Origin of the sequence: Aquisalimonas sp. (genome assembly GCF_007120195.1) — a bacterium.
In the GTDB taxonomy this organism is placed as follows: domain Bacteria; phylum Pseudomonadota; class Gammaproteobacteria; order Nitrococcales; family Aquisalimonadaceae; genus Aquisalimonas.
Genome location: NZ_SKOG01000071.1, coordinates 1 through 20,320, shown reverse-complemented (window position 1 = coordinate 20,320; position 20,320 = coordinate 1). Strand labels below are relative to the sequence as shown.

Genomic DNA, 20,320 nt, shown 5'->3' with positions numbered 1-20,320 from the left:
CGCTCATGCCGACCTCCTCGGGCTTGCCGCCCGGCCCGCCATGCGCCGCTCATAGTCGACCCGCAACACCACGGCGAGCGCCGCAACGGTGGTCAACAGGCTACTGCCGCCATAGCTCATCAGCGGCAGCGTCAGCCCCTTGGTCGGCAGCAGACCCATGTTGACACCAACATTGATAAAGCTCTGAAGCCCAAGCCAAAAGCCCGTCGCGAAACACAGGTAGCCGCCAAACGGCTGCTGCGCCCGCAGAGCCGCTGCGCCAATGGATAGCACCCGCCACACAATCCAGCCGTACAGCGCCAACACGGCCAATACGCCGAGCAGGCCCAACTCCTCAGCCAGCACGGCGAAAACGAAGTCGGTGTGCGCCTCAGGAAGATAAAAGAGCTTCTGCACACTTGCCCCCAGCCCGACCCCAAACCACTCGCCGCGGCCAATGGCGATCAGGGATTGAGTCAGCTGGAAGCCGGTATTGAACGGATCCGCCCACGGGTCCACGAACGCCGTCAGCCGCGTGACCCGATACGGCGACGTCATGATGAGCGTCCAGGCGATGCCGCCGGCCCCGGCCACCAGCACGGCGAAACGCCACAGGGGTACGCCTGCCAGGAACAGCAACCCCAGCCCGGTGGCGACCAGCACCATCGCGCCGCCGAAATCGGGCTGCATCAGCAGCAGTAGCCCGCTCACTCCTAGCAGCGCGATGGGGATGAGAAACCCCTGCATGGAACCGCGAACCCGATCGCCCCGCCGGACCAGGTAAGCGGCCAGATAAAAGAGGACACCGAACTTGGCGACTTCCGAGACCTGCAGGTGGAAGATGCCCACGGGAATCCAACGGCTGGCGCCATTGACCTCCCGCCCCACCCCTGGGACCAGGACCAGAACCAGCAGCAGCAACGCCAGCAGGAGCAGCACGCCGCTGGCCTGATACCAGGTTCGAATCGGCACCTGCAGCACGGCCCAGCTGACGACGACGGCCATACCGACAAACAGCAGCTGCCGCTGCACGTAGTAGAAGGGAGCGCCGAACTGGCTCTCCGCCAAGGACATGGACGCCGATGTCACGACGACCAGCCCGATCAGGACGGCTGCGACCACCGCCGTGAGCAGGGCTTGGTCAAGGTTGGGCCACAGGGCGTTGGCACGCCGGGCCTCTGCGGCAACAGCGTTGTGGAGGCGGGCGTTCATGCGATCCACCCCCGCGCCGCGTCGGCAAAGGCGCGGCCCCGCGCCTCGTAGCCGGGAAATTGGTCAAAGCTGGCGCAGGCAGGGGACAGGAGCACGGTATCCCCCGCCTGCGCCACCTCTGCCGCCCGCGCCACCGCGTCTTGCATATCCCGGGCACGCACCAGATCAACCCGGCCCTCGAGGGCGCGGGCGAGCACCGGTGCGTCCTCGCCCAGGAGCACGACTGCACGGGCCTTGCGCTCCAGGGACCTGGCCAACGGCGTGAAATCCGCACCCTTACCCTGGCCGCCCGCGATGAGCACCAGTGGGCCGTCAAGCCCGCTCACGGCGGCCAGGGCGGCTCCAACATTGGTGGCTTTGGAGTCGTTGATCCAGCGCACCCCGCGCCCCTCGCCAAGCCATTCCATACGATGGGGCAAGCCGCGGAATTCGCGCAGGACGGACACACAGTCGCTGAACGGTAGCCCGACGGATTCCGCCAGGGCGATGGCCGCCAACGCATTCCAGCGATTGTGCCGGCCCTGCAGCGCCAGATCGCCCACGGCCAGCAACAGGTCGCGGTCGCGGGCGAGCCAATCGCCGCCTGCCGTGCGCACCACACCGTACCCGCCGGGTGCCGGTTTGCCCAGACCGAACCGCCTCACCACCCGCGTGCGACGCGCCATGGCTGCAACCCGTGGATCATCACGGTTAATCACCATGACCCCCTCGCCGGCATACACCCCGGCCTTGATCCGGGCATAAGCCTCAACGTCGCCGTGCCGGTCCAGATGGTCGGCGCTGATGTTGAGAACCACGGCGGCGGCCGGGCGCAGTGATTGCGTGGTTTCCAGCTGAAAGCTCGACAGCTCGAGCACGTAGAGATCAGGCTCCGGATCGGTCAACAGATCCAAGGCGGGCGGACCGAGATTACCTCCGACACCCACGCGCTTGCCGGCGCGGGCCGCCATTTCGCCCACCAGGGTCGTCACCGTGCTCTTGCCGTTCGACCCGGTAATGGCCACCACCGGCGCCTTCGCATGCCGGGCGAACAGCTCGATCTCGCTGATGATCGGCACACCGCAAAGCCGGGCCGGGCGCAGCGCGGGCTCGTTCAGCGAGACACCCGGACTGACCACGATCTCCCCGGCGTCGGCGAGCAAGGCCGCGTCGAGCTCGCCAAGATGCAGCGGAATGGGGGCGTCCAGGCGCCGGACAACATCCCACCCCGGCGGGCGATGACGGCTGTCGGTGGCAGCAACCGTGTGGCCGCGGCCATGGAGGAAGCGCACGCAAGCCTCCCCGGTTTGGCCCAGGCCAACCACGACCGTTGCCTGCCTCCTTGTCGCCATAGCTACCTGCATCTATCTGATCTTCAACGAAGCAAGCCCGATCAACACCAGAATCACGGTGATAATCCAGAAACGAACAATCACCCGCGGTTCCGGCCAACCCTTGAGCTCAAAATGGTGGTGCAACGGCGCCATACGAAAGACGCGCCGCCCCGTCAATTTGAACGAGGCCACCTGCAGCATCACCGACACCGTCTCCATGACAAACACGCCGGCCATGATGAACAGCACAAGCTCCTGGCGCGCCACCACCGCCACGATGCCCAGGGCCGCCCCCAGCGCCAGCGCCCCTACGTCGCCCATGAACACCTGCGCGGGATAGGCGTTGAACCACAAAAAACCCAGACCGGCACCCACCAGGGCGCCGCAGAAAATGACCACCTCGCCCACGCCGGGAACGAACGGAATCCCCAGATAGTCGGCGAACTCGAAATGGCCGGAGGCATAGGCGAACACGCCCAGCGCTCCACCCACAAGCACGGCGGGGTTGATGGCCAATCCGTCCAGGCCATCGGTGAGATTGACGGCGTTGCTGGCGCCCACGATCACGAAATAGGCGAGGGGAATGAACAGCCAGCCCAGCTGCCAGGAGACGTCTTTGATGAACGGCAGGATCAGCGTGGTCTCCACGCTGTGCTGCGCCGTCACGTACAGCACCGTGGCGGCGGTCAGGCCAACAACGGACTGCCAGAAATACTTCTGCCGCGCCGGAAGGCCGCGGCTGTTGCCGTAGCGCAGCTTGAGGTAATCGTCGACGCCGCCGATAAAACCGAAAGCGAGCGTGGTCATGAGGACCACCCAGACATAGCGATTGCCGAGGTCCGACCACAGGAGCGTCGCCACCGCAATCGCCACCAGAATCATGGCACCGCCCATGGTGGGCGTGCCGGACTTGGCGAGATGCGACTGCGGGCCGTCGTGCCGGATCTGTTGGCCGATCTGGTGCTGACCGAGGCGTCGGATGACGAACGGCCCGACGATGAAGGAGATCACGAGCGCTGTGAGCACACCGAGGATGGCGCGCAGAGTGATATACTGGAATACACGGAAGCCGCTGTGGAATTCTTCCAGGAAAGCCGCCAGTTGGAGCAGCATGTCAGCCCTCCCCCCTGGCCGGTTCCGGCACCTGCAGGGCGCCCACGATTGATTCCATCCCCATACTGCGCGAGCCCTTGATGAGGACTGTCACTCCGGGTTCCAGTGCATCGCGCAATGTCTCAATCAGCCCATCGGTGTCGGCAAAGTGGCTCGCGCCCTCCCCGAACGCCTCACTGGCCGCCGCACTCAACGGGCCGGTAGTAAAGAGCCGGTCGACGCCAAGTTCGCGGGCCCGGTGCCCGGCGTAAGCATGCAGCTCCAGGGCGTCAGCGCCCAACTCGCCCATGTCGCCCAACACGAGCCAGCGGGGCCGGGCCGCCGAGACGAGCACCTCCAGGCCGGCGACCAGGGAAGCGGGATTGGCGTTATAGCTGTCGTCAAGCAGCACACTGCCGGCCAGACCGGTGCGCGGCGTCAAACGCCCGGCCACGGGCTGGAACGTCTCAAGCGCCCGCCGGATCCGGTCGGCGCCCACGCCCAGTGCGCGTGCCGCGGTCAGCGCCGCGAGGGCGTTATACCGATTGTGCCGCCCCGGCACCGGGAGCTTCAGGCTAAAACTAGACTCCGCAGTGGTGACTGTCAGCAGGCCACCAGCCGTCTCTGTCCCCACAACACTGGCGTGGTGCTCCATGCCGAAGTCCGACACCGCAACCCCTGCGGCCAAGTCCCGCCACAGTCCGGCATGGGGATCATCGGCGTTGATAACGGCGGTGCCCCACCCGGGCAATCCCTGGAACAGTTCCCCCTTGGCCCGGGCAACGCCTTCCAGGCTGCCGAAGCCCTCAAGGTGCGAGGGCCCCGCGTTGGTGACGAGACCGATATCAGGTTCGGCGATTCCGGCCAGCCAAGCGATCTCGCCCGCATGGTTGGCGCCCATCTCGATCACCGCCAGACGGTGCGCCTCGCCCAGCCGGAACAGGGTCAGAGGCACACCGATGTCGTTGTTGTAATTGCCTTGGGTGGCGAGAGTCGGTGCCTCGCGCTGCAGGATGGCGGCGAGCATTTCCTTGACCGTGGTCTTGCCGTTACTGCCGGTCACCGCCACGATCCGGGTGCGGCTGCGCCGCCGCCAGAGCCGGGCCAACTCGCCAAGGGCACGCCGGGTATCCGGGACCGTCACCACCGGCGCCGACACCCCGATGGGGACTGAGACCATCACCGCAGCGGCCCCACGGTCGAGCGCCTGCTGCACAAACCGATGACCGTCGAACCGCTCGCCCTGCAGGGCAACAAACAGCTCGCCGCGACGCACATGGCGGCTGTCCGTGGCCACCCCCGTGAATTCCACGGCGGGGCCACTGAGCTCCGCGCTCAAGGGGCGTATCAGTTCGTCCAGGCGCAATCGGATCACGGCTCACCCCCGGCCTGTACGCGCCGAACGGTCTCGCGGTCACTGAAAAAATGCCGCCCCGTGGCCGTGATCTGATACGTTTCGTGGCCCTTACCGGCAATCAGTACGGCATCTCCTGGAGCAGCCTCGCGCAGGGCCGTGGTAATCGCCTCGGCGCGGTCGCGGATTATGCGTGCCGCGTGCGGACGACGCAATCCGGCGTTGATCGCAGACACAATGGCGTCCGGATTCTCCGTGCGCGGATTGTCGTCGGTGATGATGAGCCGGTCGGCAAGGCGCTCGGCTGCGGCGCCCATCAGCGCGCGCTTGCCGGCATCACGATCGCCGCCACACCCGAACACGCACCAAAGCTGTCCGGTCACGTGTTGGCGCAGTCCAACCAGGGCCGAGCGCAGCGCCCCCGGGGTGTGGGCGTAGTCCACCACCGCCAGCGGGCCGGCACTAGCGACGATGGGCTCCATGCGGCCCGGCACCGGTTGCAACCGGGCGAGCCTGGTCTCGATGGTGGACGCCGTCATGCCCTGCCCCACCAACACGCCGATCACCGCCAGCACATTCGCGGCATTGAAACGGCCCAGCAGCGGCGCGCGCACCGCCACCGTGCCCACCGGTGTGGCCACATGCATGCGCAGGCCATCGGGCTCGGATTGCAGGGAGGTGCACATCACCTCCGCCTTGGCACTGGCGTCCAGGGAGTAGCTGAGCACGTCGACCGCGGTTGGCCGTAGCTCACGGTGCAGGCGCCTGCCCAGGGCATCGTCGGCGTTCAAAACCGCCAGACGCAGCCCGTCCATGCGGAACAACTGGCACTTGGCGTCGGCGTACGCCTGCGCGCTCGGGTGATAATCCAGGTGATCCCGGCCCAGATTCGTCAGCACGGCTGTATCGAAGGGGATACCCGCCACCCGGTGCTGTGTCAGGGCATGGGAGGAGACCTCCATGGCCACGTGGAAGGCACCCCGCTCCAGCAGGTCGCGCAGCAGAGCCTGCACCGTGGCGGCATCCGGCGTGGTCAGACCGGTCTCTTGCAGCGCATCGGGAAAACCGGCGCCCAGGGTACCGATCACGGCACACCGCCTCTCCGGCACATCCAGCGCGCGCGCCAGAAACTGGCTCACGGAGGTCTTGCCATCCGTCCCCGTGACCCCCACGGTACACAGTCTTTCCGCCGGATGGCCGTGCACGCGGGCGGCGAGTTCGCCCAGCGCCGCGCTGAGACCATTCAGCGGGACGAACGCCACGCCGGCGGCGACGCAGGCCTGCTCCGCCGCTGCCAGATCCGGCGCACCGTTGGGGTCGCAAACGACCGCCGCCGGGCCATGGTTCAGGGCCTCCGGCAAGTAGTCCAAGCCGTGGACCCGACTACCAGGCAGGGCGACAAAGGCAGCACCCCCGCACACACGCCGGCTGTCGACGGTGAAAGCCCGGATCGGCACATCCTGAGCCGGTGCGACCTGCGCATATCCTTCGAGCACGGCCCCCAGCGAGATCCAATCCGGCTGGCCGAACGCGGCACTCATGGCGCGTCCTCCCCCATCGCCGTCAGCGGGGGCAGCACCGACTCGGCGTCGAGACCGTCGGGCGCGACGTTGAGCAGACGCAGGGCGCCCCCCATCACTTGCGCAAATACCGGCGCGGCCACCTGACCACCGTAGTACGCATCGCCGGAGGGCTCGTCGAGCATGACCACCATGACCAGACTGGGATCGCTGGCCGGCGCCATGCCTGCGAACCAGGCGACGTAGCGGTCCTCGGAGTAGCCGCCGGCCACTGATTTGCGCACCGTTCCGGTCTTGCCTGCCACCCGATAGGCGGGCACGCGCGCCCGCATGGCCGTACCGCCCGGAAGCGTGGCCTGCTCCATCATGCCCCGCACAAGCGCCGCCGCTTCGGCGCTCATGACACGCTTGCGATACTCAGACTCGTCTCGCTGCAGGAACGACGGCATCGGCATGGTGCCGTCACCGGCAATCGCCGCGTAGGCGCGGGTCAGTTGCAGGGGCGTCGTGGACAGGCCGTAACCAAAAGCCAGGGTGGCTCGCTCGACGTCGCGCCTGGGTGGCAGCTCCGACAGCCACCCGCCGGGTTCACCGGGAAATCCAGCACCCACCCGCTGACCAAACCCCGAGCGAACCAGAAGCCGCCAGAGTTCATCCTCGTCCATGTCCAGTGCCAACTTGGCGGCACCGATATTGCTCGACTTGCTAATGATTGTGGCGAGATCGATGCGGCCGTAATCCCGCAGATCACGAACCCGATGACTCCCCACCCGCATCACCCCGGGCCGGGTATCGACGCGCGTCTCCGGTGTCACCGCACCGGAATCCAGAGCCGCCGCCATGGTGAACGGCTTGATCGTGGAGCCGGGTTCGTACGCGTTGACCACGGCCGCATTCCTGTGGTGGCTAGGCTCCATGGCGGCGCGATTATTGGGATTGAACGCCGGCTGGTTGACCATAGCCAGGATTTCGCCAGTCTTGGCGTCCATGAGCACCAGCGAGCCGCCGTCGGCATCGTGGGTGTTCACAGCAGCCTTGAGCTCCCGGTAGGCGAGATACTGCAGACGGCGATCAATGCTCAGCTGCAGATCTCTACCCGGACGGGGTTCCGTGAGCTGTTCCACGTCCTCGATGGCCCGGCCACGCCGATCCTGCAGCACGCGCTTGCGCCCGGGCTTGCCCCGCAGCCACCCCTCGAACGCGAGCTCCAGCCCTTCAAGACCGACATCGTCGACGTCGGTGAAACCGAGCAGCTGGCCCGTGACCTCGCCACCCGGGTAAAACCGGCGGTATTCCCGGCGCAGTGCCACACCAGGTAGGCCGAGAGCCATAACGGTGCGCGCGTGTTCCGGCGGCACATGCCGCCGCAGATAGATGAACTCCCGGTCAGCGCGCGCACGCAGGCGCCGCGTGAGCGCATCCGGGTCGAGATTCAACGCCTTCGCCAGCTCCGGGACACGGTCGGCCGCCTCCAGCAGGTCACCGGGGTGGGCCCAGACAGAATCCACGGGGGTACTGATGGCCAGGGGCTCACCGGTGCGGTCCGTGAGCATGCCGCGATGAGCGGGATCCGAGACCACCCGGAGATGACGGGCCTCCCCCTGGTGCTGCAGAAAGTCCTTGCGCACAACCTGCAAATCCACCGCTCGCCAGGAGAGCACCCCCGCCATTAAGGCGAACACCAGCAACACGGCAACATAACGCCAATGCGGGGGGTGGTACGCTTGCCTGGCGTCAGTGCTCACTACCTGCGACTCCCGTTTCCCTGTGTCGGGCCTCAATCATTGTCCGTGCCGCCACGGCGCAGGACGATAACGTTCTCCCCGCCCGGCATGACCATGTCCAGCTTCTCCCGGGCCAAGCGCTCGATTCGCCCATGGGTCGCCCATGCGCCCTGTTCCAGTCGCAACATGCCCCATTCCGCATCGAGGCGATCCCGTTCCCGGTTCAATTCCTGCAACTCCGTGAACAGCGCCCGACTCTGGTGCTGGCTGGAGACCACCAAAACCGCCGTGGCGACCACAGCGATGGCGAGGAACAGCGCGCAGACCACCGGGCCGTTCACGGCAGACGCTCCGCGACGCGCATCACGGCACTGCGGGCCCGCGGATTACCGCGTGTCTCATCCTCCGAGGCGCGCACGGCCTTACCGACCGGTCTCAACCAGGCCTTCAACCCGTCCGGCACCACCGGAATCTCCGGCGGCAGATCGCGACGCTCCCCGGCATCCCGGATGAAGCGTTTGACCATCCGGTCCTCCAGGGAATGAAAACTGATCACCACCAGGCGACCTCTAACGGCGAGCCGGTCACGAAGCGTTCCCAGGCACACCCGCAATGCATCGAGTTCGCCGTTGACGGCGATGCGCAGGGCCTGAAATGTGCGCGTGGCCGGGTGCTTGTGGCGGTCCGGGAACGGAACGGCGGCCGCCACCAGATCCGCCAGCGCGGCGGTGGTCTGCGGCAGGCGATCGTCTTCCCGGGCGCGCACCAGGTTCCTGGCGATACGCTTGGCGAAGCGCTCCTCCCCGTACTCCCGCAGGACGCGGACGATTTCGCCCTCCTCCACACGCGCCAGCCACTCCGTGGCCGTGGGGCCGCTGCTTGTATCCAGGCGCATGTCCAGCGGCCCATCGTGGCGGAAGCTAAAGCCCCGTTGCGCATCATCGATCTGCGGCGAGGAGACACCCAGATCCAGCAAAACACCGTCAACCGCCTCCACGCCCTCGGCGTGCAGCAGGTCGGGCATACCGGCGAAAGTTCCGTGATGAATCCGAACGCGTGGGTCATCACCAAACCGCTCCTGTGCCGCGGTAATCGCCTGCGGGTCACGATCCAGGGCCCAGAGGCGCCCGGCTGGCCCGAGCCGATCCACGATGGCCGCGGCGTGCCCGCCTCGGCCAAAGGTTCCATCGACGTAAAGACCGCTCTCGCGCACGTTGAGTGCCTCCACTGCCTCGGCCAAAAGTACCGGCCGGTGTTGATCCTCAGCGGTCATCGCTTCTTGGTCTGGATCACAGGGAGAGCTGCTGGAGCTCTTCCGGCATCCCCTCCTTGTCCGCGGCTGCCGAGAGCCAGTGGTCGAACTGTTCATTCCAGGCATTTTCGTCCCAGAGTTCAAAACGCTTACCCTGCCCCACCAGAACGACGCGCTTGTCGAGACCGGCGAATTCCCGCAGGGGGGGCGGCAGGAGGATCCGGCCGCTGCCATCGAGCTGTGCTTCGGTGGCATGGCCGAGATAGACGCGCTGCAGGGAGCGGGCGTGCGCATTCAATGACGGCAACGCCATGAGCTTATCCTCGATTTCTTCCCATTCCGGCAGCGGATAGACAAGCAGACAGCGCTCCGGATCCGCCGTCACCACAACCTCTCCGTCGCAGAAGCTCATGAGCCGGTCGCGGAAACGACTTGGGAAGCTCATACGCCCCTTCGTATCGAGATTGAGATTGGCAACCCCGCGGACCCGAAACACATTCCCCCCGACGATCCCTGTGATGGTTATGCCATTTTTTACCACTTCATCCCACTTTGGCACACTATATGGAGCGCATCTCCCACGTGTCAAGCGACCAGGTCAGATTCTTGCTTGCGTGACAATGACTTAAGAAACGCAGCATGTTGCTGCCAGACGACGGTGCAGAAGGGAAAAGAAGAACATCCAAATCAGTGTGTTAGATGATCGATCTGGAAATAGGGGAGACGAATGGGCCTGGTAAGCGGGGAACGAATGTCTCAATAACGTCGTGCCAGGCGAAGGGCAAATTGATGCAGGCAATAGAGGCCCCGCCACCGCAAGGGCGGTCACGGGGCCGACGGTACTCGGTTGGAGTCAGCCGATAAGCCGGGTTCTGTCGGTGGGCAACCATTCCTCTGGGGCGTGCGTCGCCGCACGCCTCAAGCGACCTACCCGGGAGCGGTGCGGGCCCACACCATCGCTCCCCTATTTGGTCTTGCTCCGGGTGGGGTTTACCGTGCCACGATGTGTTACCACTCGTGCGGTGCGCTCTTACCGCACCGTTTCACCCTTACCTGTACCCCCGCAGGGGTCATCGGCGGTCTGTTCTCTGCTGCACTGTCCGTAGGCTCACGCCCCCCAGGTGTTACCTGGCACCCTGCCCTATGGAGCCCGGACTTTCCTCCGTCGAGACGTTATCGACAGCGATTGCCTGGCCGACTCCACCTGTTAGGTTACCACACCCTAGTGTCCTGTAACCGAAATGCGTTGTCTTTTGCTTGTCGGTTACAGGACACTAGTCGCCGCGCAGGGCAAGCGCACGCTTGTATAACGCGTTCCGCGGCACGCCGAGAATGCTCGCGGCAAGCGCCGCCGCTTTCTTGACCGGCAACTCCTGGAGTAATAGACCGAGCACACGATCCTGCTGATCGCTGTCGGCGACCGATGCAGGCGCGCCCTGAATGACCAGTACGAACTCGCCACGCCGCTGGTCGGGGTCAGCGTGTAGCCAGGCGAGCAACTCGCCCAGGGGTAGCGCTTTCACCGTTTCGAACGCCTTTGTGAGCTCACGCGCGATGACCGCGCGGCGCTCCGAGCCGAAAATCGCCGCTAGATCCTGCACACACGCCTCAATCCGATGCGAAGACTCCAGCAGCACGAGGGTACGCGGCTCGCCGCGCAACGCCTCCAGCTGCTTGCGCCGCGGGCCCGAGCGCGCCGACAAGAATCCTTCAAAGCAGAATCGATCCGTCGGCAGACCGGAGACCGACAACGCGGCAATTGGGCTGCATGCACCGGGGACGGGTACCACCCGCACACCGGCCCGGTGCGCCTCGCGGACCAGTCGATAGCCTGGATCGCTGATCAGCGGGGTGCCCGCATCGCTGATCAAGGCAATAGTCGCGCCCGCGCTCAGGCGCTCGATCAGCTCCGCAACGCGATCGGCCTCATTGTGCTCGTGGAGGCTGCGCAGGCGCGCCCGAATGCCAAAGTGAGTCAGCAGCCGCCCGCTGTGCCGCGTATCCTCAGCGGCGACGAGGTCCACGTGACGCAGCACCTCCAGCGCGCGCTGGGTGATGTCCGCGAGGTTCCCCAAGGGGGTGGCAACCACGTAAAGGCTTCCTGCTGCCGCCAACACGTTCCCCCTTGGTTGTGTTGCTGATAAGCTTACGCCCTGGAGAATTTGGAACTGCCAGCGCAATAACTACATGCCTACGGGGCGCGTTGGCCGCTGGCTGTCATTCTCCACCCGATAGTGACGGATCATACACGCCTATGCACGAGCCATTGCCGCAGTGGCCCCTTCGACTCGCCCTGATCGTGTTCCTGGCAACGCTGGTTGCCTGTGCCCCGCGACCCGAGGAGCCCCGCCATCCGGCCATTGACACCGCGGAACAGGCGTTGGCTGCCGGCGAGCTGGACGCCGCCGTGTCGGCCTTCCTGGAGGCCGCCCAGGCGGAGAAGCCGCCGCTGCGCGACGAGTATACGTTGCGGGCAGCGGCAACGCTGGTGGACGCCGGCGAGGTGAGCCAGGGGGAGCGCATGGCGACCGACATCAAGACCGATGACGACACGCCGGCATCCATCACTGACTTTCGCGATGTCATCCTCGCGCGCGCCGCCATGGCCGACGGTGACTATGAGCGGGCACTGGAACTCGTCGAGCGGCGACTCCCCAGCGACACGCGACGCGCGGCCGATCTGGTGGAGCTGCGCGCCGACGCCCAATACCGCATGGGGCGTCTCCTGGAAAGCGCGGAAACCCGGGCCAGCCTCGAGTCCTTGCTGCCCGAGGATGACCGGCTTGATCGCAATCGGCAACGCCTTCGTGAAACGCTTGCCGAAGTGCCGATGCAGCGGCTGCGCGAGACAATGCCCCCGGCACCCGATGTCTACGGCGGCTGGTTGGAGCTGACCTTCCTGATTCGCAACTACCGGCTGGACCCGCCGAGCATGGAGGAGGCGGTGGAACTCTGGCGCGAGCGGTACCCGGAGCATCCGGCGGCAGGAACCATCGCCGAGGAGCTCATGGCGCGATACCGCGAGGAGATGCTCCGCCCCGAGCGGGTGGACATCCTGCTGCCGCTCTCGGGCTCCCTCGCCGACTCGGGCCGGGCCGTGCGTGACGGGTTCTTGGCAGCCCGGCTTGAGGACCCGAACCACGCGCCGGACGTCCGGGTCCACGACGTTGGCGACAACGGCGAGGACCCGTGGGCGGCCTATACACATGCCGTCCAGGCAGGCTCGGATCTCGTGGTGGGGCCACTGACCCGGGCCGCTGTGTCCGTGTTTGCCGAAGCTCCTTCCCTGCCGGTGCCAATGCTCGCACTCAACAGCCCCAATGACGCCGAAGAGGCCCCCGGACCGGCCAATCTATTCCGCTTCGGCCTTCTCCCGGAACACGAAGCGCGCCAGGCGGCACGCCATGCACTGGCCAGCGGACAGCGCCATGCCGTGGTGCTGGTGCCCAGTGATGACTGGGGCGAACGCGTCGCCGCCGCTTTCGCTGAGGCCTACGACAGCGGCGGTGGCACCGTCCTCGCGCGGGAAGAATACCCGCCGGATGAGAGCGACTTTTCCACGCCGATCCGGCGCATGCTGGCTCTGGATGAAAGCAGGGAGCGGGAGCGCCGGCTGCGCCAGACGATCGGACGATCCGTGGAATTCGAGCCACGACGCCGCCAGGATGTGGATGTGGTATTCGTCGGCGCCTTTCCGCGCCAGGCACGCCTCATCCGGCCGCAGCTGCGCTTCCACCGCGCCCTGGATCTGCCGGTGATGGCGACGTCCCACGCCTGGAATGGACGCGAGGACGTCGCAGCTGACCGGGACATGGCGGGAGTGGTCTTCTTTGATATGCCCTGGATGCTTGGCGAGGGAGACCACTTGGCACCAACCCGCACGTCCATGCGCACGGCCTGGCAGGACCACCTGCAGCAGCATGCACCGTTGTACGCCCTCGGCGCTGACGCCTACCGGCTGATTCCTTATCTTGCAACCATGCGCGCCAACGATGGCGAGCGCCTGGAAGGGGCAACCGGCCTGCTTCGCATTGACCACAAGGGGCTGGTTCACCGGGAAGTCCTTCCCGCCCGCTTCCACCGCGGCGAGGTCGAGCGCCTGCACCCGGACGAGGATCGCGCACGGTTACCCCGCCTGGACACGACAGGCGAGGATGCCGAACAGACAGAAGATACGGAATAATGAACGGACCCGACCGCAGGGAACGCGGACTCTCGGCCGAGGACCGGGCCTGCCGTCACCTGCAGCGCCACGGCCTGCAGGTGCGCGAGCGCAACTTTTACACCCGGCGCGGCGAAATCGATCTCATCATGGAAGACGGCGACACGCTCGTATTCGTTGAGGTACGCTACCGCGCCGACTCGACCCGCGGCAGCGCCCTGGAAACCGTCGGCCCCCGCAAGCGCCGAAGGCTCATCCACGCTGCCAGTACCTATCTGCAGCATCGCCGCCTGAACTGTCCCTGCCGGTTCGACGTGGTTGCCATCAACGGCGACTCGCTGGAGTGGGTGGCGAACGCCTTCGACGCCGCATAAACCACAGGGATGCGACCCCGATGACGCAGTGCTACAGTCCGTGCCATGGTAGCCAACCCAGAGAGCCGCGATGAACGCCCACGATCGCATCATTCAGCATTTTCACGACAGCATACGGACCAAGCAGGTGGCCATGGAAGTGCTCGCCCCGGCCATCGCCGACGCCGGCGCACTGATGGTCCGCTGCCTGAGCAGCGAGGGCAAGATCCTGAGTTGCGGCAACGGCGGATCCGCCGCGGATGCCCAGCACTTCTCCTCGGAGCTGCTCAACCGCTTCGAGATGGAACGTCCGGGCTTACCCGCGGTTGCGCTGACCACGGACAGTTCCACGCTGACATCCATTGCCAACGATGCCGACTACAGCGAGGTGTTTTCCAAACAGATCCGCGCCCTGGGACAGGATGGGGACGTCCTGCTTGCGATCAGCACCAGCGGCCAATCACCGAATGTGCTCGCTGCCGTCCAGGCCGCACACGAACGGGGTATGCGCGTGGTCGCCTTGACCGGCAAGGACGGCGGCCCCATGGCCGAGCGGTTGCGCGACACCGATGTGGAGATTCGCGTCCCGGCAACGGTGACAGCCCGCATCCAGGAGGTGCATCTCCTCGTCATCCACTGCCTTTGCGACAGCATCGATCGTTCACTGTTCGGCAGCGAGTGACTCACCATGTGCCACTGGAAACGCCTGTGTATGCGGTTCGCCTGCGCGCTCTTACTCGTGGGGGTGGCGGCCGGTTGCGCCGCACCGAGTGGAGACGGCGAAGCGCGGCTGGAATACCAGCTCGATGCCCGGTCCTTCAGCGAACGGCTGCACGACCAACGCATTCGCTCGCGCATCATGGCCGAAATTCTCAGTGACGATGAGCTCCGCCACGAGTCCAACATCACCGTCACCGTGTTCGAGGGAATCGCCCTGCTCACTGGCGAGGTTCCCAACCGGGAACTAGGCCGCCGCATCGCCGAGCTCGCCAGGGAAGAAAGCGGCGCCCGGCGCGTTTATAATGAACTCGTCGTGGCATCCCTGAGTTCCGTATTCGCCCGCAGCCGCGACAGCATGATCAGCGCCACCGCCCGTACCCGCTTGCTGGCACTCGACACTCCGGAGACGCTCGACCGCAACCGGTTTGTGCTTCTCACCGAGCGCCGCCGCATCTACCTGATGGGACGGGTGACACCGGAGGAAGCCCAAGCCATCACCGAGGAGGTCCGCCGCGTGGGCGGCGTCCGCGAGGTGGTCCGAATGTTCGAGTACGTCCAGTAGCGGGGGTGCCGGCGCAATGCGCCTGGGTGTGCCGGTGCTTGCCCCTACTTGACCACACGCAGATTGGGCTGCCGCGACGTCTTGGCGTGATTATCCGTCGCCTGTTCACTGTCATCACCCCCGGAGGGCGGTGGATCGTCGTCGGTGTCGTTGAACAGCATGCCCTGCCCATTCTCGCGGGCATAGATGGCCATTACCGCCCGAACGGGAACCTCCACGTCCAGGGCAGCGCCGCCAAAGCGTCCGCTAAAAGCGATCAGCTCGTTGCCCAGCTGCAGCTCACGCACGGCCCGCCCGGATATATTGAGCACCAGGCGCCCGTTATCGGCATACTCCATGGGCGCGCGCAACCCATCCCGGCTCGCGTCGACCAGCAAGTAAGGGGTTAGGTCATTGTCGATAATCCAGTCGTACAGGGCACGGATCAAATAGGGGCGACTTGGCGTCATCGGAGTATGCATTGCAGCGGACTCCCCGGGCGTGACACCCGGTTTGCTCTCTATCAAATGGCCTCGCAGGGCCAGACATCAGGCGCGCATGGTGCGCTCGGCGTCCGTCAAGCTGGCCTTGAATACATCCAGCGCGAACAGGCGCTCGCTGTAGAGCCGGAGCGACGGGGCGGCGTCACCGGGATCGGCGCCGTACCGTGGTAGACGCCACAGCAATGGAGCCAGGGCGACGTCCATCACCGTGCGTTCCTCGCTCAGGAACCAGGCACCCTGGGCAAACAGCTCATCCGCTGCGGTGAGTTCTTCGCGCAACGCCCGCGCCGCACGGTGCTCGGACGCCGCCTCGCCACCGCCGCGCTCAAGTTCCTGGAGCATGCCGTACCAGTCACGCTCGATACGGTATTGGGCCAGGCGCGCCTTGGCGCGCGATACCGGGTCCACGGGCATCAGCGGCGGATGCGGAAACCGCTCGTCCAGGTATTCGATGATGATCTTCGGCTCGTACAGGCATAGATCCCTGTCGACGAGCGTCGGTACGCCGCCGTAGGGGTTGAGTTGCATGAGGTCCTCGGGGATGGCCCCCGTGTCCACACTATGGATCTCGGCTGGGATTCCTTTCTCGGCCAGAACGAAGCGTACCCGGTGGCTATAGGGGCAAGTCGCCCCGGAGAAAAGGGTCATCACGGAACGCTTGCTCACTGAGGCCATCCGGCACTCCCGCGGTGGACAGGCCGCCGGGCAGGTGCCCGGCGGCCAACGGATCAATGGACATCTTTCCAGTACTCCTTCTTCAGGAAGTACGCCAGAACCGTGAAGACGGCGAAAAACAGCAGCACCCAGACCCCGAGGCGCTGGCGCTCAGCCTTGACCGGCTCAGCCACGTAATCGAGGAAGTTGGTGAGATCCTGCGTCGCCGCCTGATACTCCGATTCGCTCATCGTTCCGGTGCCTTCTTCCACCTCGAAGCCGACCAGAACCTCCTCACCATCTTGCTCCTCGAACACGCCTTGTTGCCGGCCTTGCAGGGATTCCAGCGCGTGCGGCATTGCCGTTCCGGAGATGACGGTATTGTCGTAACCGGTGGCTGCGTCCTCATCTACATAGAAGCTGTTCAGGAATGTATAGATGTACCCCGGTCCGTGCCGGCGTGCCGTGAGGGACAGATCCGGCGCTGCCACGCCAAACCACCGCTCGGCGTCCTCCTCGGACATCGCATTGGTCATGGTCTCCTGCACCAGTGTGTCGGGCTTGAAGATCAGGTATCTCTCCACCAGATCCTCGTCAATCCCCAGATCCTGCGCGATGCGGTTGTACCGAATCATCGAGGCCTCATGACAGGCCATACAGTAGTTGGCAAACAGCTGTGCCCCGCGTTGCAGGGACGCCTTGTCGTGGGGATTGACGTTGGGATCCATCATGTCGCCGCCCGGGGCGGCCGACCAGCCCAGCGCCGGAGTGAGTACGAGCGTCAGCACTAGAAGTAGTTTTTTCATCAGGACGTCACCCTCTCGGGAAGCGGCTTGGTCCTCTCCAGGCCGAAGGCCGTGTAGACGAACAGGAAGATGAAGTAGCCAAAGTAGATCACCGAGCCGATACGGGACATGATTACGTTCATCGCCGTCGCCGGCTGCGTACCCAGGTAGGTCAGGAGAATAAAGCCAACGGCAAACAGCCCCAGAGCCACCTTGAAGCTGAACCCGCGATACCGGATGGAGCGCACGCGCCCCCGGTCAAGCCACGGCAGCACAAAGAGGATAAGCACGGCCAGCCCCATCAGCAGCACACCGCCGAAGGTATCCGGCACCGCGCGCAGGATGGCGTAGAAGGCGGCGAAGTACCACACCGGGGCGATGTGATCCGGGGTCACCAACGGGTTGGCTTTCTCGAAGTTGGGCGCCTCGATAAACAACCCGAAGAAATCCGGCACATAGAACAGCACCACCGAGAAGAACAGGAAGAACACACCCACGCCCACGAGATCCTTCACCGAATAATACGGGTGGAAGGGGATACCGTCCTTGGGCACGCCGTTGGCATCCTTGTTCTTCTTGATGTCGATGCCGTCGGGGTTGTTGGAGCCTACCTCGTGCAGCGCCAGGATATGCGCCACCACAAGCAAGATGATTACCAGCGGCACGGCGGCCACATGGAGCGCGAAGAACCTGCCCAAGGTCACCTCGCTGACGACGTAATCACCGCGGATCCACAGCGCCAGATCCGGGCCAAGGAAAGGAATCGCGCCGAACAGCGAGATGATTACCTGCCCGCCCCAATAGGACATCTGCCCCCAGGGGAGCATGTAGCCCATGAACGCCTCGGCCATGAGCAGCACAAAGATCAGGCAGCCAAAGATCCACAGCAGCTCCCGGGGCTTCTGATAGGAGCCGTACATGAGCGCCCGGAACATGTGCAGATACACCACCACGAAGAACGCCGAGGCGCCGGTGGTGTGAATGTAGCGAATCAGCCACCCCCACTCGACGTCGCGCATGATGTACTCCACCGACTCGAATGCGCGATCCTCGGAGGGAATGTAGTTCATCGTCAGGAAGATGCCCGAGATGATCTGAATGACCAGTGCCAGCAGCGCGAGCGACCCGAAGTAGTACCAAAAGTTGAAGTTCTTGGGCGCGTAATACTCCGAGAGGTGCTCGCGCCACATCTTTGACATTGGAAAGCGGTCATCAATCCAGCCAACCAGCCCCCCCGATCTGGTTTCGCTCATCAGGCTACTCCTTCTTCTTCGTCGTCTTCACCTACCAAAATGGTGTCATCGTCGATGAACTTGTAGGGTGGGACTACGAGGTTTAGATTCGCCGGCACCCCCCGATACACCCGTCCTGCCAAGTCGAAGTACGACCCGTGGCATGGGCAAAAGAAGCCGCCGATCCACTCGCGGTCCATTCCCTCCGGCGTCTCGTCCGGACGGAACAGCGGCGAACAGCCCAGGTGCGTGCAAATGCCCACCAGCACCATGATCTCCGGCTTGACCGACCGGTACTTGTTACGCGCATAGTCCGGCTGCTGCGGATCGTTGGAGTCCGGGTCCACGAGCTGGGCGTCGATCGTCTCCAGGGCATCGACCGTCTCTTCGTCCCGACGGAAGATCCACACCGGGTTGCCACGCCATTCGACGTTGATCAGCTGACCCTTCTCCAGGCCGGTGATGTCAACCTCCACCGGTGCGCCCGCCGCCTCGGCACGCGCGCTCGGCCGCCAGTAGGCGATAAAGGGTACCACCAGAAAAGCGACGCCAGCGCCCCCGACCACGGTGGTTGCCGCGGTCAGAAACCGGCGCCTTCTCTTGTCCGCGCCATCATGTTTCATAGCTACCCCCTCGCTGGGTTGTTCCACGTGACTTGAGTGATCTCCTGCGAAATTACACTCACCTGCTTGTGGCGGGTTGTCGCAACTCTGACACAACCGCCCCGGGCGCCCGACCGAGGTAGCGGCCGTGGCATATGGACAGCGTGGTCACCGACGCAAATCGAGGGGCAAAATTGCTTCACACTTCCCCCTCAGGCACGGCGAACCAGGATCCGCTATCCGCCTTGGCAGGTCAAGCCACAACGGCCACACACCTGCCTTGCCGGGGCCCTTCGTGTTTATTTGGACAGCACCAAGGCACGAAATTCTGCACTCACGCCGGGCTGTCCACATCGACGAACTCGTGGCTGAACCCGAAGCGCTGCGCCAGGTGATCGCCAAGCGCCGCCACCCCGCCACGCTCCGTGGCATGGTGCCCGGCCGCCAGGTAATGCAGCCCGCACTCCCGTGCAGTATGGACGGTGGGCTCGGAGATTTCTCCGGAAAAGTACAAATCCACCCCAAGCGTGGCGACGTGATCGATAAACCCTTGGCCGCCGCCGCTACACCACGCAACACGCTGCACCGGATGCTCGCCCCCGGCCACCACGGTTGGCTCCCGCCCCAGGAGGCGGGACAGCCGAGCTGCAAACGCCTGCAGGGACTCGGGTTGCGGGAGTTCGCCGCACAGGCCCAGCGGGCGGTATGTGCCTGTGTCGAAGGTACCGGTAACGCTCAACCCGAGGCCCCTGGCAAGACAGGCATTATTGCCAAGCTCCGGGTGCGCATCCAACGGCAGGTGGTAGGCCAGGAGGCTCATGTCGTGGGTCAGCAGGGTTCGCAGACGCGACGCCTTCATTCCGGTGATCCGTGCATCCTCATGTTTCCAGAAGTAGCCGTGATGGACCAGCACGGCATCCGCATCCCGGCGCACGGCCGCATCCAGCAGGGCCAGGCAGGCCGTGACCCCTGAGACCAGGCGCCTGACCGGGCGGTGTCCCTGGACCTGAAGGCCGTTGGGCGCGTAATCGCCAAACGCGGGGGCTTGCAGCAACTCATCGATATAGGCAGCAATTGCCTCGGGTTCCATCGCCTCCTCCCAATCCGGAATTGATATACTAGTGTCCTGTAACCGAAATTCGTTGTCTTTTGCTTGTCGGTGCGCCTTCGAGGCTAGGCGCCGGGCCGAAGGCGTAGCGGACCCTACGGCGAGGACCGGCAACACCGCCTCGGAGGCGCACCGGCAAGCCCTCCGGGAGCGCCTGTCCGGCCGCGCAGCGGTGTTGCGCCTCTTGCCAAGGGCGACGGCCATTGGCTGCGAG

Annotated in this window: 20 protein-coding genes and 1 other RNA gene; 4 read left to right on the top strand and 17 right to left on the bottom strand. The window is 65.0% G+C overall.

The window, feature by feature from the left end; translation table 11 throughout:
• Positions 1-3: 3 nt before the first annotated feature.
• The 11 genes from ftsW to rsmI all read right to left on the bottom strand — a co-directional run bounded on the left by ftsW (position 4) and on the right by rsmI (position 11,536).
• Entirely contained in the window at positions 4-1,191 is a 1,188-nt protein-coding gene (ftsW, locus tag QZT63_RS05990) for a putative lipid II flippase FtsW (protein ID WP_290649422.1), read from the bottom strand.
• A complete protein-coding gene (gene murD / locus QZT63_RS05985; protein ID WP_290649421.1) occupies positions 1,188-2,522 on the bottom strand; it encodes a UDP-N-acetylmuramoyl-L-alanine--D-glutamate ligase in 1,335 nt (444 codons plus the stop codon). Before murD ends, ftsW begins: the two co-directional genes overlap by 4 nt.
• 12 nt (positions 2,523-2,534) lie before the next feature.
• Positions 2,535-3,617 (bottom strand): phospho-N-acetylmuramoyl-pentapeptide-transferase, encoded by a 1,083-nt coding sequence (gene mraY, locus QZT63_RS05980; protein ID WP_290649420.1) that lies wholly within the window; start codon positions 3,615-3,617, stop codon positions 2,535-2,537.
• A 1-nt stretch (position 3,618) separates the two neighbouring features.
• Positions 3,619-4,971 carry a UDP-N-acetylmuramoyl-tripeptide--D-alanyl-D-alanine ligase gene (murF, locus tag QZT63_RS05975; RefSeq protein WP_290649418.1) on the bottom strand — a complete coding sequence of 451 codons (1,353 nt, stop codon included), beginning with the start codon at positions 4,969-4,971 and terminating at the stop codon, positions 3,619-3,621.
• Positions 4,968-6,491 carry a UDP-N-acetylmuramoyl-L-alanyl-D-glutamate--2,6-diaminopimelate ligase gene (locus tag QZT63_RS05970; RefSeq protein ID WP_290649416.1) on the bottom strand — a complete coding sequence of 508 codons (1,524 nt, stop codon included), beginning with the start codon at positions 6,489-6,491 and terminating at the stop codon, positions 4,968-4,970. The genes murF and QZT63_RS05970 overlap by 4 nt, the downstream gene beginning before the upstream one ends.
• On the bottom strand, positions 6,488-8,215 hold the full coding sequence (locus QZT63_RS05965) for a penicillin-binding protein 2 (protein WP_290649414.1): 1,728 nt from the start codon (positions 8,213-8,215) through the stop codon (positions 6,488-6,490). Before QZT63_RS05965 ends, QZT63_RS05970 begins: the two co-directional genes overlap by 4 nt.
• 32 nt (positions 8,216-8,247) lie before the next feature.
• Complete coding sequence (ftsL, locus tag QZT63_RS05960) at positions 8,248-8,535, bottom strand: cell division protein FtsL (protein ID WP_290649413.1); 288 nt, start codon at positions 8,533-8,535, stop codon at positions 8,248-8,250.
• Positions 8,532-9,467 (bottom strand): 16S rRNA (cytosine(1402)-N(4))-methyltransferase RsmH, encoded by a 936-nt coding sequence (gene rsmH / locus QZT63_RS05955; RefSeq protein WP_290649411.1) that lies wholly within the window; start codon positions 9,465-9,467, stop codon positions 8,532-8,534. Before rsmH ends, ftsL begins: the two co-directional genes overlap by 4 nt.
• A gap of 16 nt (positions 9,468-9,483) precedes the next feature.
• Positions 9,484-9,942 carry a division/cell wall cluster transcriptional repressor MraZ gene (mraZ, locus tag QZT63_RS05950; RefSeq protein WP_290649410.1) on the bottom strand — a complete coding sequence of 153 codons (459 nt, stop codon included), beginning with the start codon at positions 9,940-9,942 and terminating at the stop codon, positions 9,484-9,486.
• Positions 9,943-10,291: 349 nt separating this feature from the next.
• An RNA gene (gene rnpB / locus QZT63_RS05945) (RNase P RNA component class A) lies at positions 10,292-10,648 on the bottom strand.
• Positions 10,649-10,720: 72 nt separating this feature from the next.
• On the bottom strand, positions 10,721-11,536 hold the full coding sequence (gene rsmI / locus QZT63_RS05940) for a 16S rRNA (cytidine(1402)-2'-O)-methyltransferase (protein WP_290649409.1): 816 nt from the start codon (positions 11,534-11,536) through the stop codon (positions 10,721-10,723).
• 164 nt (positions 11,537-11,700) lie between these two features.
• On the opposite strand from rsmI, the gene QZT63_RS05935 reads away from it, so the two are divergent.
• The 4 genes from QZT63_RS05935 to QZT63_RS05920 all read left to right on the top strand — a co-directional run bounded on the left by QZT63_RS05935 (position 11,701) and on the right by QZT63_RS05920 (position 15,243).
• Positions 11,701-13,629 (top strand): penicillin-binding protein activator, encoded by a 1,929-nt coding sequence (locus QZT63_RS05935; RefSeq protein WP_290649408.1) that lies wholly within the window; start codon positions 11,701-11,703, stop codon positions 13,627-13,629.
• The gene (locus tag QZT63_RS05930) at positions 13,629-13,982 is read left to right on the top strand and encodes a YraN family protein (RefSeq protein ID WP_290649407.1); all 354 of its coding nucleotides are present in this window, start codon (positions 13,629-13,631) and stop codon (positions 13,980-13,982) included. Before QZT63_RS05935 ends, QZT63_RS05930 begins: the two co-directional genes overlap by 1 nt.
• 70 nt (positions 13,983-14,052) lie before the next feature.
• On the top strand, positions 14,053-14,643 hold the full coding sequence (locus QZT63_RS05925) for a phosphoheptose isomerase (RefSeq protein WP_290649406.1): 591 nt from the start codon (positions 14,053-14,055) through the stop codon (positions 14,641-14,643).
• A gap of 6 nt (positions 14,644-14,649) precedes the next feature.
• Complete coding sequence (locus tag QZT63_RS05920) at positions 14,650-15,243, top strand: BON domain-containing protein (protein ID WP_290649405.1); 594 nt, start codon at positions 14,650-14,652, stop codon at positions 15,241-15,243.
• A gap of 44 nt (positions 15,244-15,287) precedes the next feature.
• Here QZT63_RS05920 and QZT63_RS05915 read toward each other — a convergent pair whose 3' ends face one another.
• The 6 genes from QZT63_RS05915 to QZT63_RS05890 all read right to left on the bottom strand — a co-directional run bounded on the left by QZT63_RS05915 (position 15,288) and on the right by QZT63_RS05890 (position 20,088).
• Positions 15,288-15,692 (bottom strand): ClpXP protease specificity-enhancing factor, encoded by a 405-nt coding sequence (locus QZT63_RS05915; protein WP_290649459.1) that lies wholly within the window; start codon positions 15,690-15,692, stop codon positions 15,288-15,290.
• A 78-nt stretch (positions 15,693-15,770) separates the two neighbouring features.
• The gene (locus QZT63_RS05910) at positions 15,771-16,400 is read right to left on the bottom strand and encodes a glutathione S-transferase N-terminal domain-containing protein (RefSeq protein ID WP_290649404.1); all 630 of its coding nucleotides are present in this window, start codon (positions 16,398-16,400) and stop codon (positions 15,771-15,773) included.
• Between the two features lie 53 nt (positions 16,401-16,453).
• Positions 16,454-17,185 (bottom strand): cytochrome c1, encoded by a 732-nt coding sequence (locus QZT63_RS05905; RefSeq protein ID WP_290649403.1) that lies wholly within the window; start codon positions 17,183-17,185, stop codon positions 16,454-16,456.
• On the bottom strand, positions 17,185-18,417 hold the full coding sequence (locus QZT63_RS05900) for a cytochrome bc complex cytochrome b subunit (protein WP_290649402.1): 1,233 nt from the start codon (positions 18,415-18,417) through the stop codon (positions 17,185-17,187). The genes QZT63_RS05905 and QZT63_RS05900 overlap by 1 nt, the downstream gene beginning before the upstream one ends.
• On the bottom strand, positions 18,417-19,019 hold the full coding sequence (petA, locus tag QZT63_RS05895; protein WP_290649400.1) for a ubiquinol-cytochrome c reductase iron-sulfur subunit: 603 nt from the start codon (positions 19,017-19,019) through the stop codon (positions 18,417-18,419). Before petA ends, QZT63_RS05900 begins: the two co-directional genes overlap by 1 nt.
• Before the next feature lie 313 nt (positions 19,020-19,332).
• The gene (locus QZT63_RS05890; RefSeq protein WP_290649399.1) at positions 19,333-20,088 is read right to left on the bottom strand and encodes a Nif3-like dinuclear metal center hexameric protein; all 756 of its coding nucleotides are present in this window, start codon (positions 20,086-20,088) and stop codon (positions 19,333-19,335) included.
• Between the last annotated feature and the right edge of the window lie 232 nt (positions 20,089-20,320).

Excerpts from the sequence above, each read along its gene's own strand:
- QZT63_RS05915 (WP_290649459.1), bottom strand. The coding sequence starts at position 15,692 with ATGACGCCAAGTCGCCCCTATTTGATCCGTGCCCTGTACGACTGGATT.
- mraY (WP_290649420.1), bottom strand. The coding sequence starts at position 3,617 with ATGCTGCTCCAACTGGCGGCTTTCCTGGAAGAATTCCACAGCGGCTTC.
- QZT63_RS05970 (WP_290649416.1), bottom strand. The coding sequence starts at position 6,491 with ATGAGTGCCGCGTTCGGCCAGCCGGATTGGATCTCGCTGGGGGCCGTG.
- QZT63_RS05905 (WP_290649403.1), bottom strand. The coding sequence starts at position 17,185 with ATGAAAAAACTACTTCTAGTGCTGACGCTCGTACTCACTCCGGCGCTG.
- QZT63_RS05910 (WP_290649404.1), bottom strand. The coding sequence starts at position 16,400 with ATGGCCTCAGTGAGCAAGCGTTCCGTGATGACCCTTTTCTCCGGGGCG.
- QZT63_RS05930 (WP_290649407.1), top strand. The coding sequence starts at position 13,629 with ATGAACGGACCCGACCGCAGGGAACGCGGACTCTCGGCCGAGGACCGG.
- QZT63_RS05925 (WP_290649406.1), top strand. The coding sequence starts at position 14,053 with ATGAACGCCCACGATCGCATCATTCAGCATTTTCACGACAGCATACGG.
- QZT63_RS05920 (WP_290649405.1), top strand. The coding sequence starts at position 14,650 with ATGTGCCACTGGAAACGCCTGTGTATGCGGTTCGCCTGCGCGCTCTTA.
- petA (WP_290649400.1), bottom strand. The coding sequence starts at position 19,019 with ATGAAACATGATGGCGCGGACAAGAGAAGGCGCCGGTTTCTGACCGCG.
- ftsW (WP_290649422.1), bottom strand. The coding sequence starts at position 1,191 with ATGAACGCCCGCCTCCACAACGCTGTTGCCGCAGAGGCCCGGCGTGCC.
- murD (WP_290649421.1), bottom strand. The coding sequence starts at position 2,522 with ATGGCGACAAGGAGGCAGGCAACGGTCGTGGTTGGCCTGGGCCAAACC.
- QZT63_RS05900 (WP_290649402.1), bottom strand. The coding sequence starts at position 18,417 with ATGAGCGAAACCAGATCGGGGGGGCTGGTTGGCTGGATTGATGACCGC.
- rsmH (WP_290649411.1), bottom strand. The coding sequence starts at position 9,467 with ATGACCGCTGAGGATCAACACCGGCCGGTACTTTTGGCCGAGGCAGTG.
- QZT63_RS05935 (WP_290649408.1), top strand. The coding sequence starts at position 11,701 with ATGCACGAGCCATTGCCGCAGTGGCCCCTTCGACTCGCCCTGATCGTG.
- QZT63_RS05890 (WP_290649399.1), bottom strand. The coding sequence starts at position 20,088 with ATGGAACCCGAGGCAATTGCTGCCTATATCGATGAGTTGCTGCAAGCC.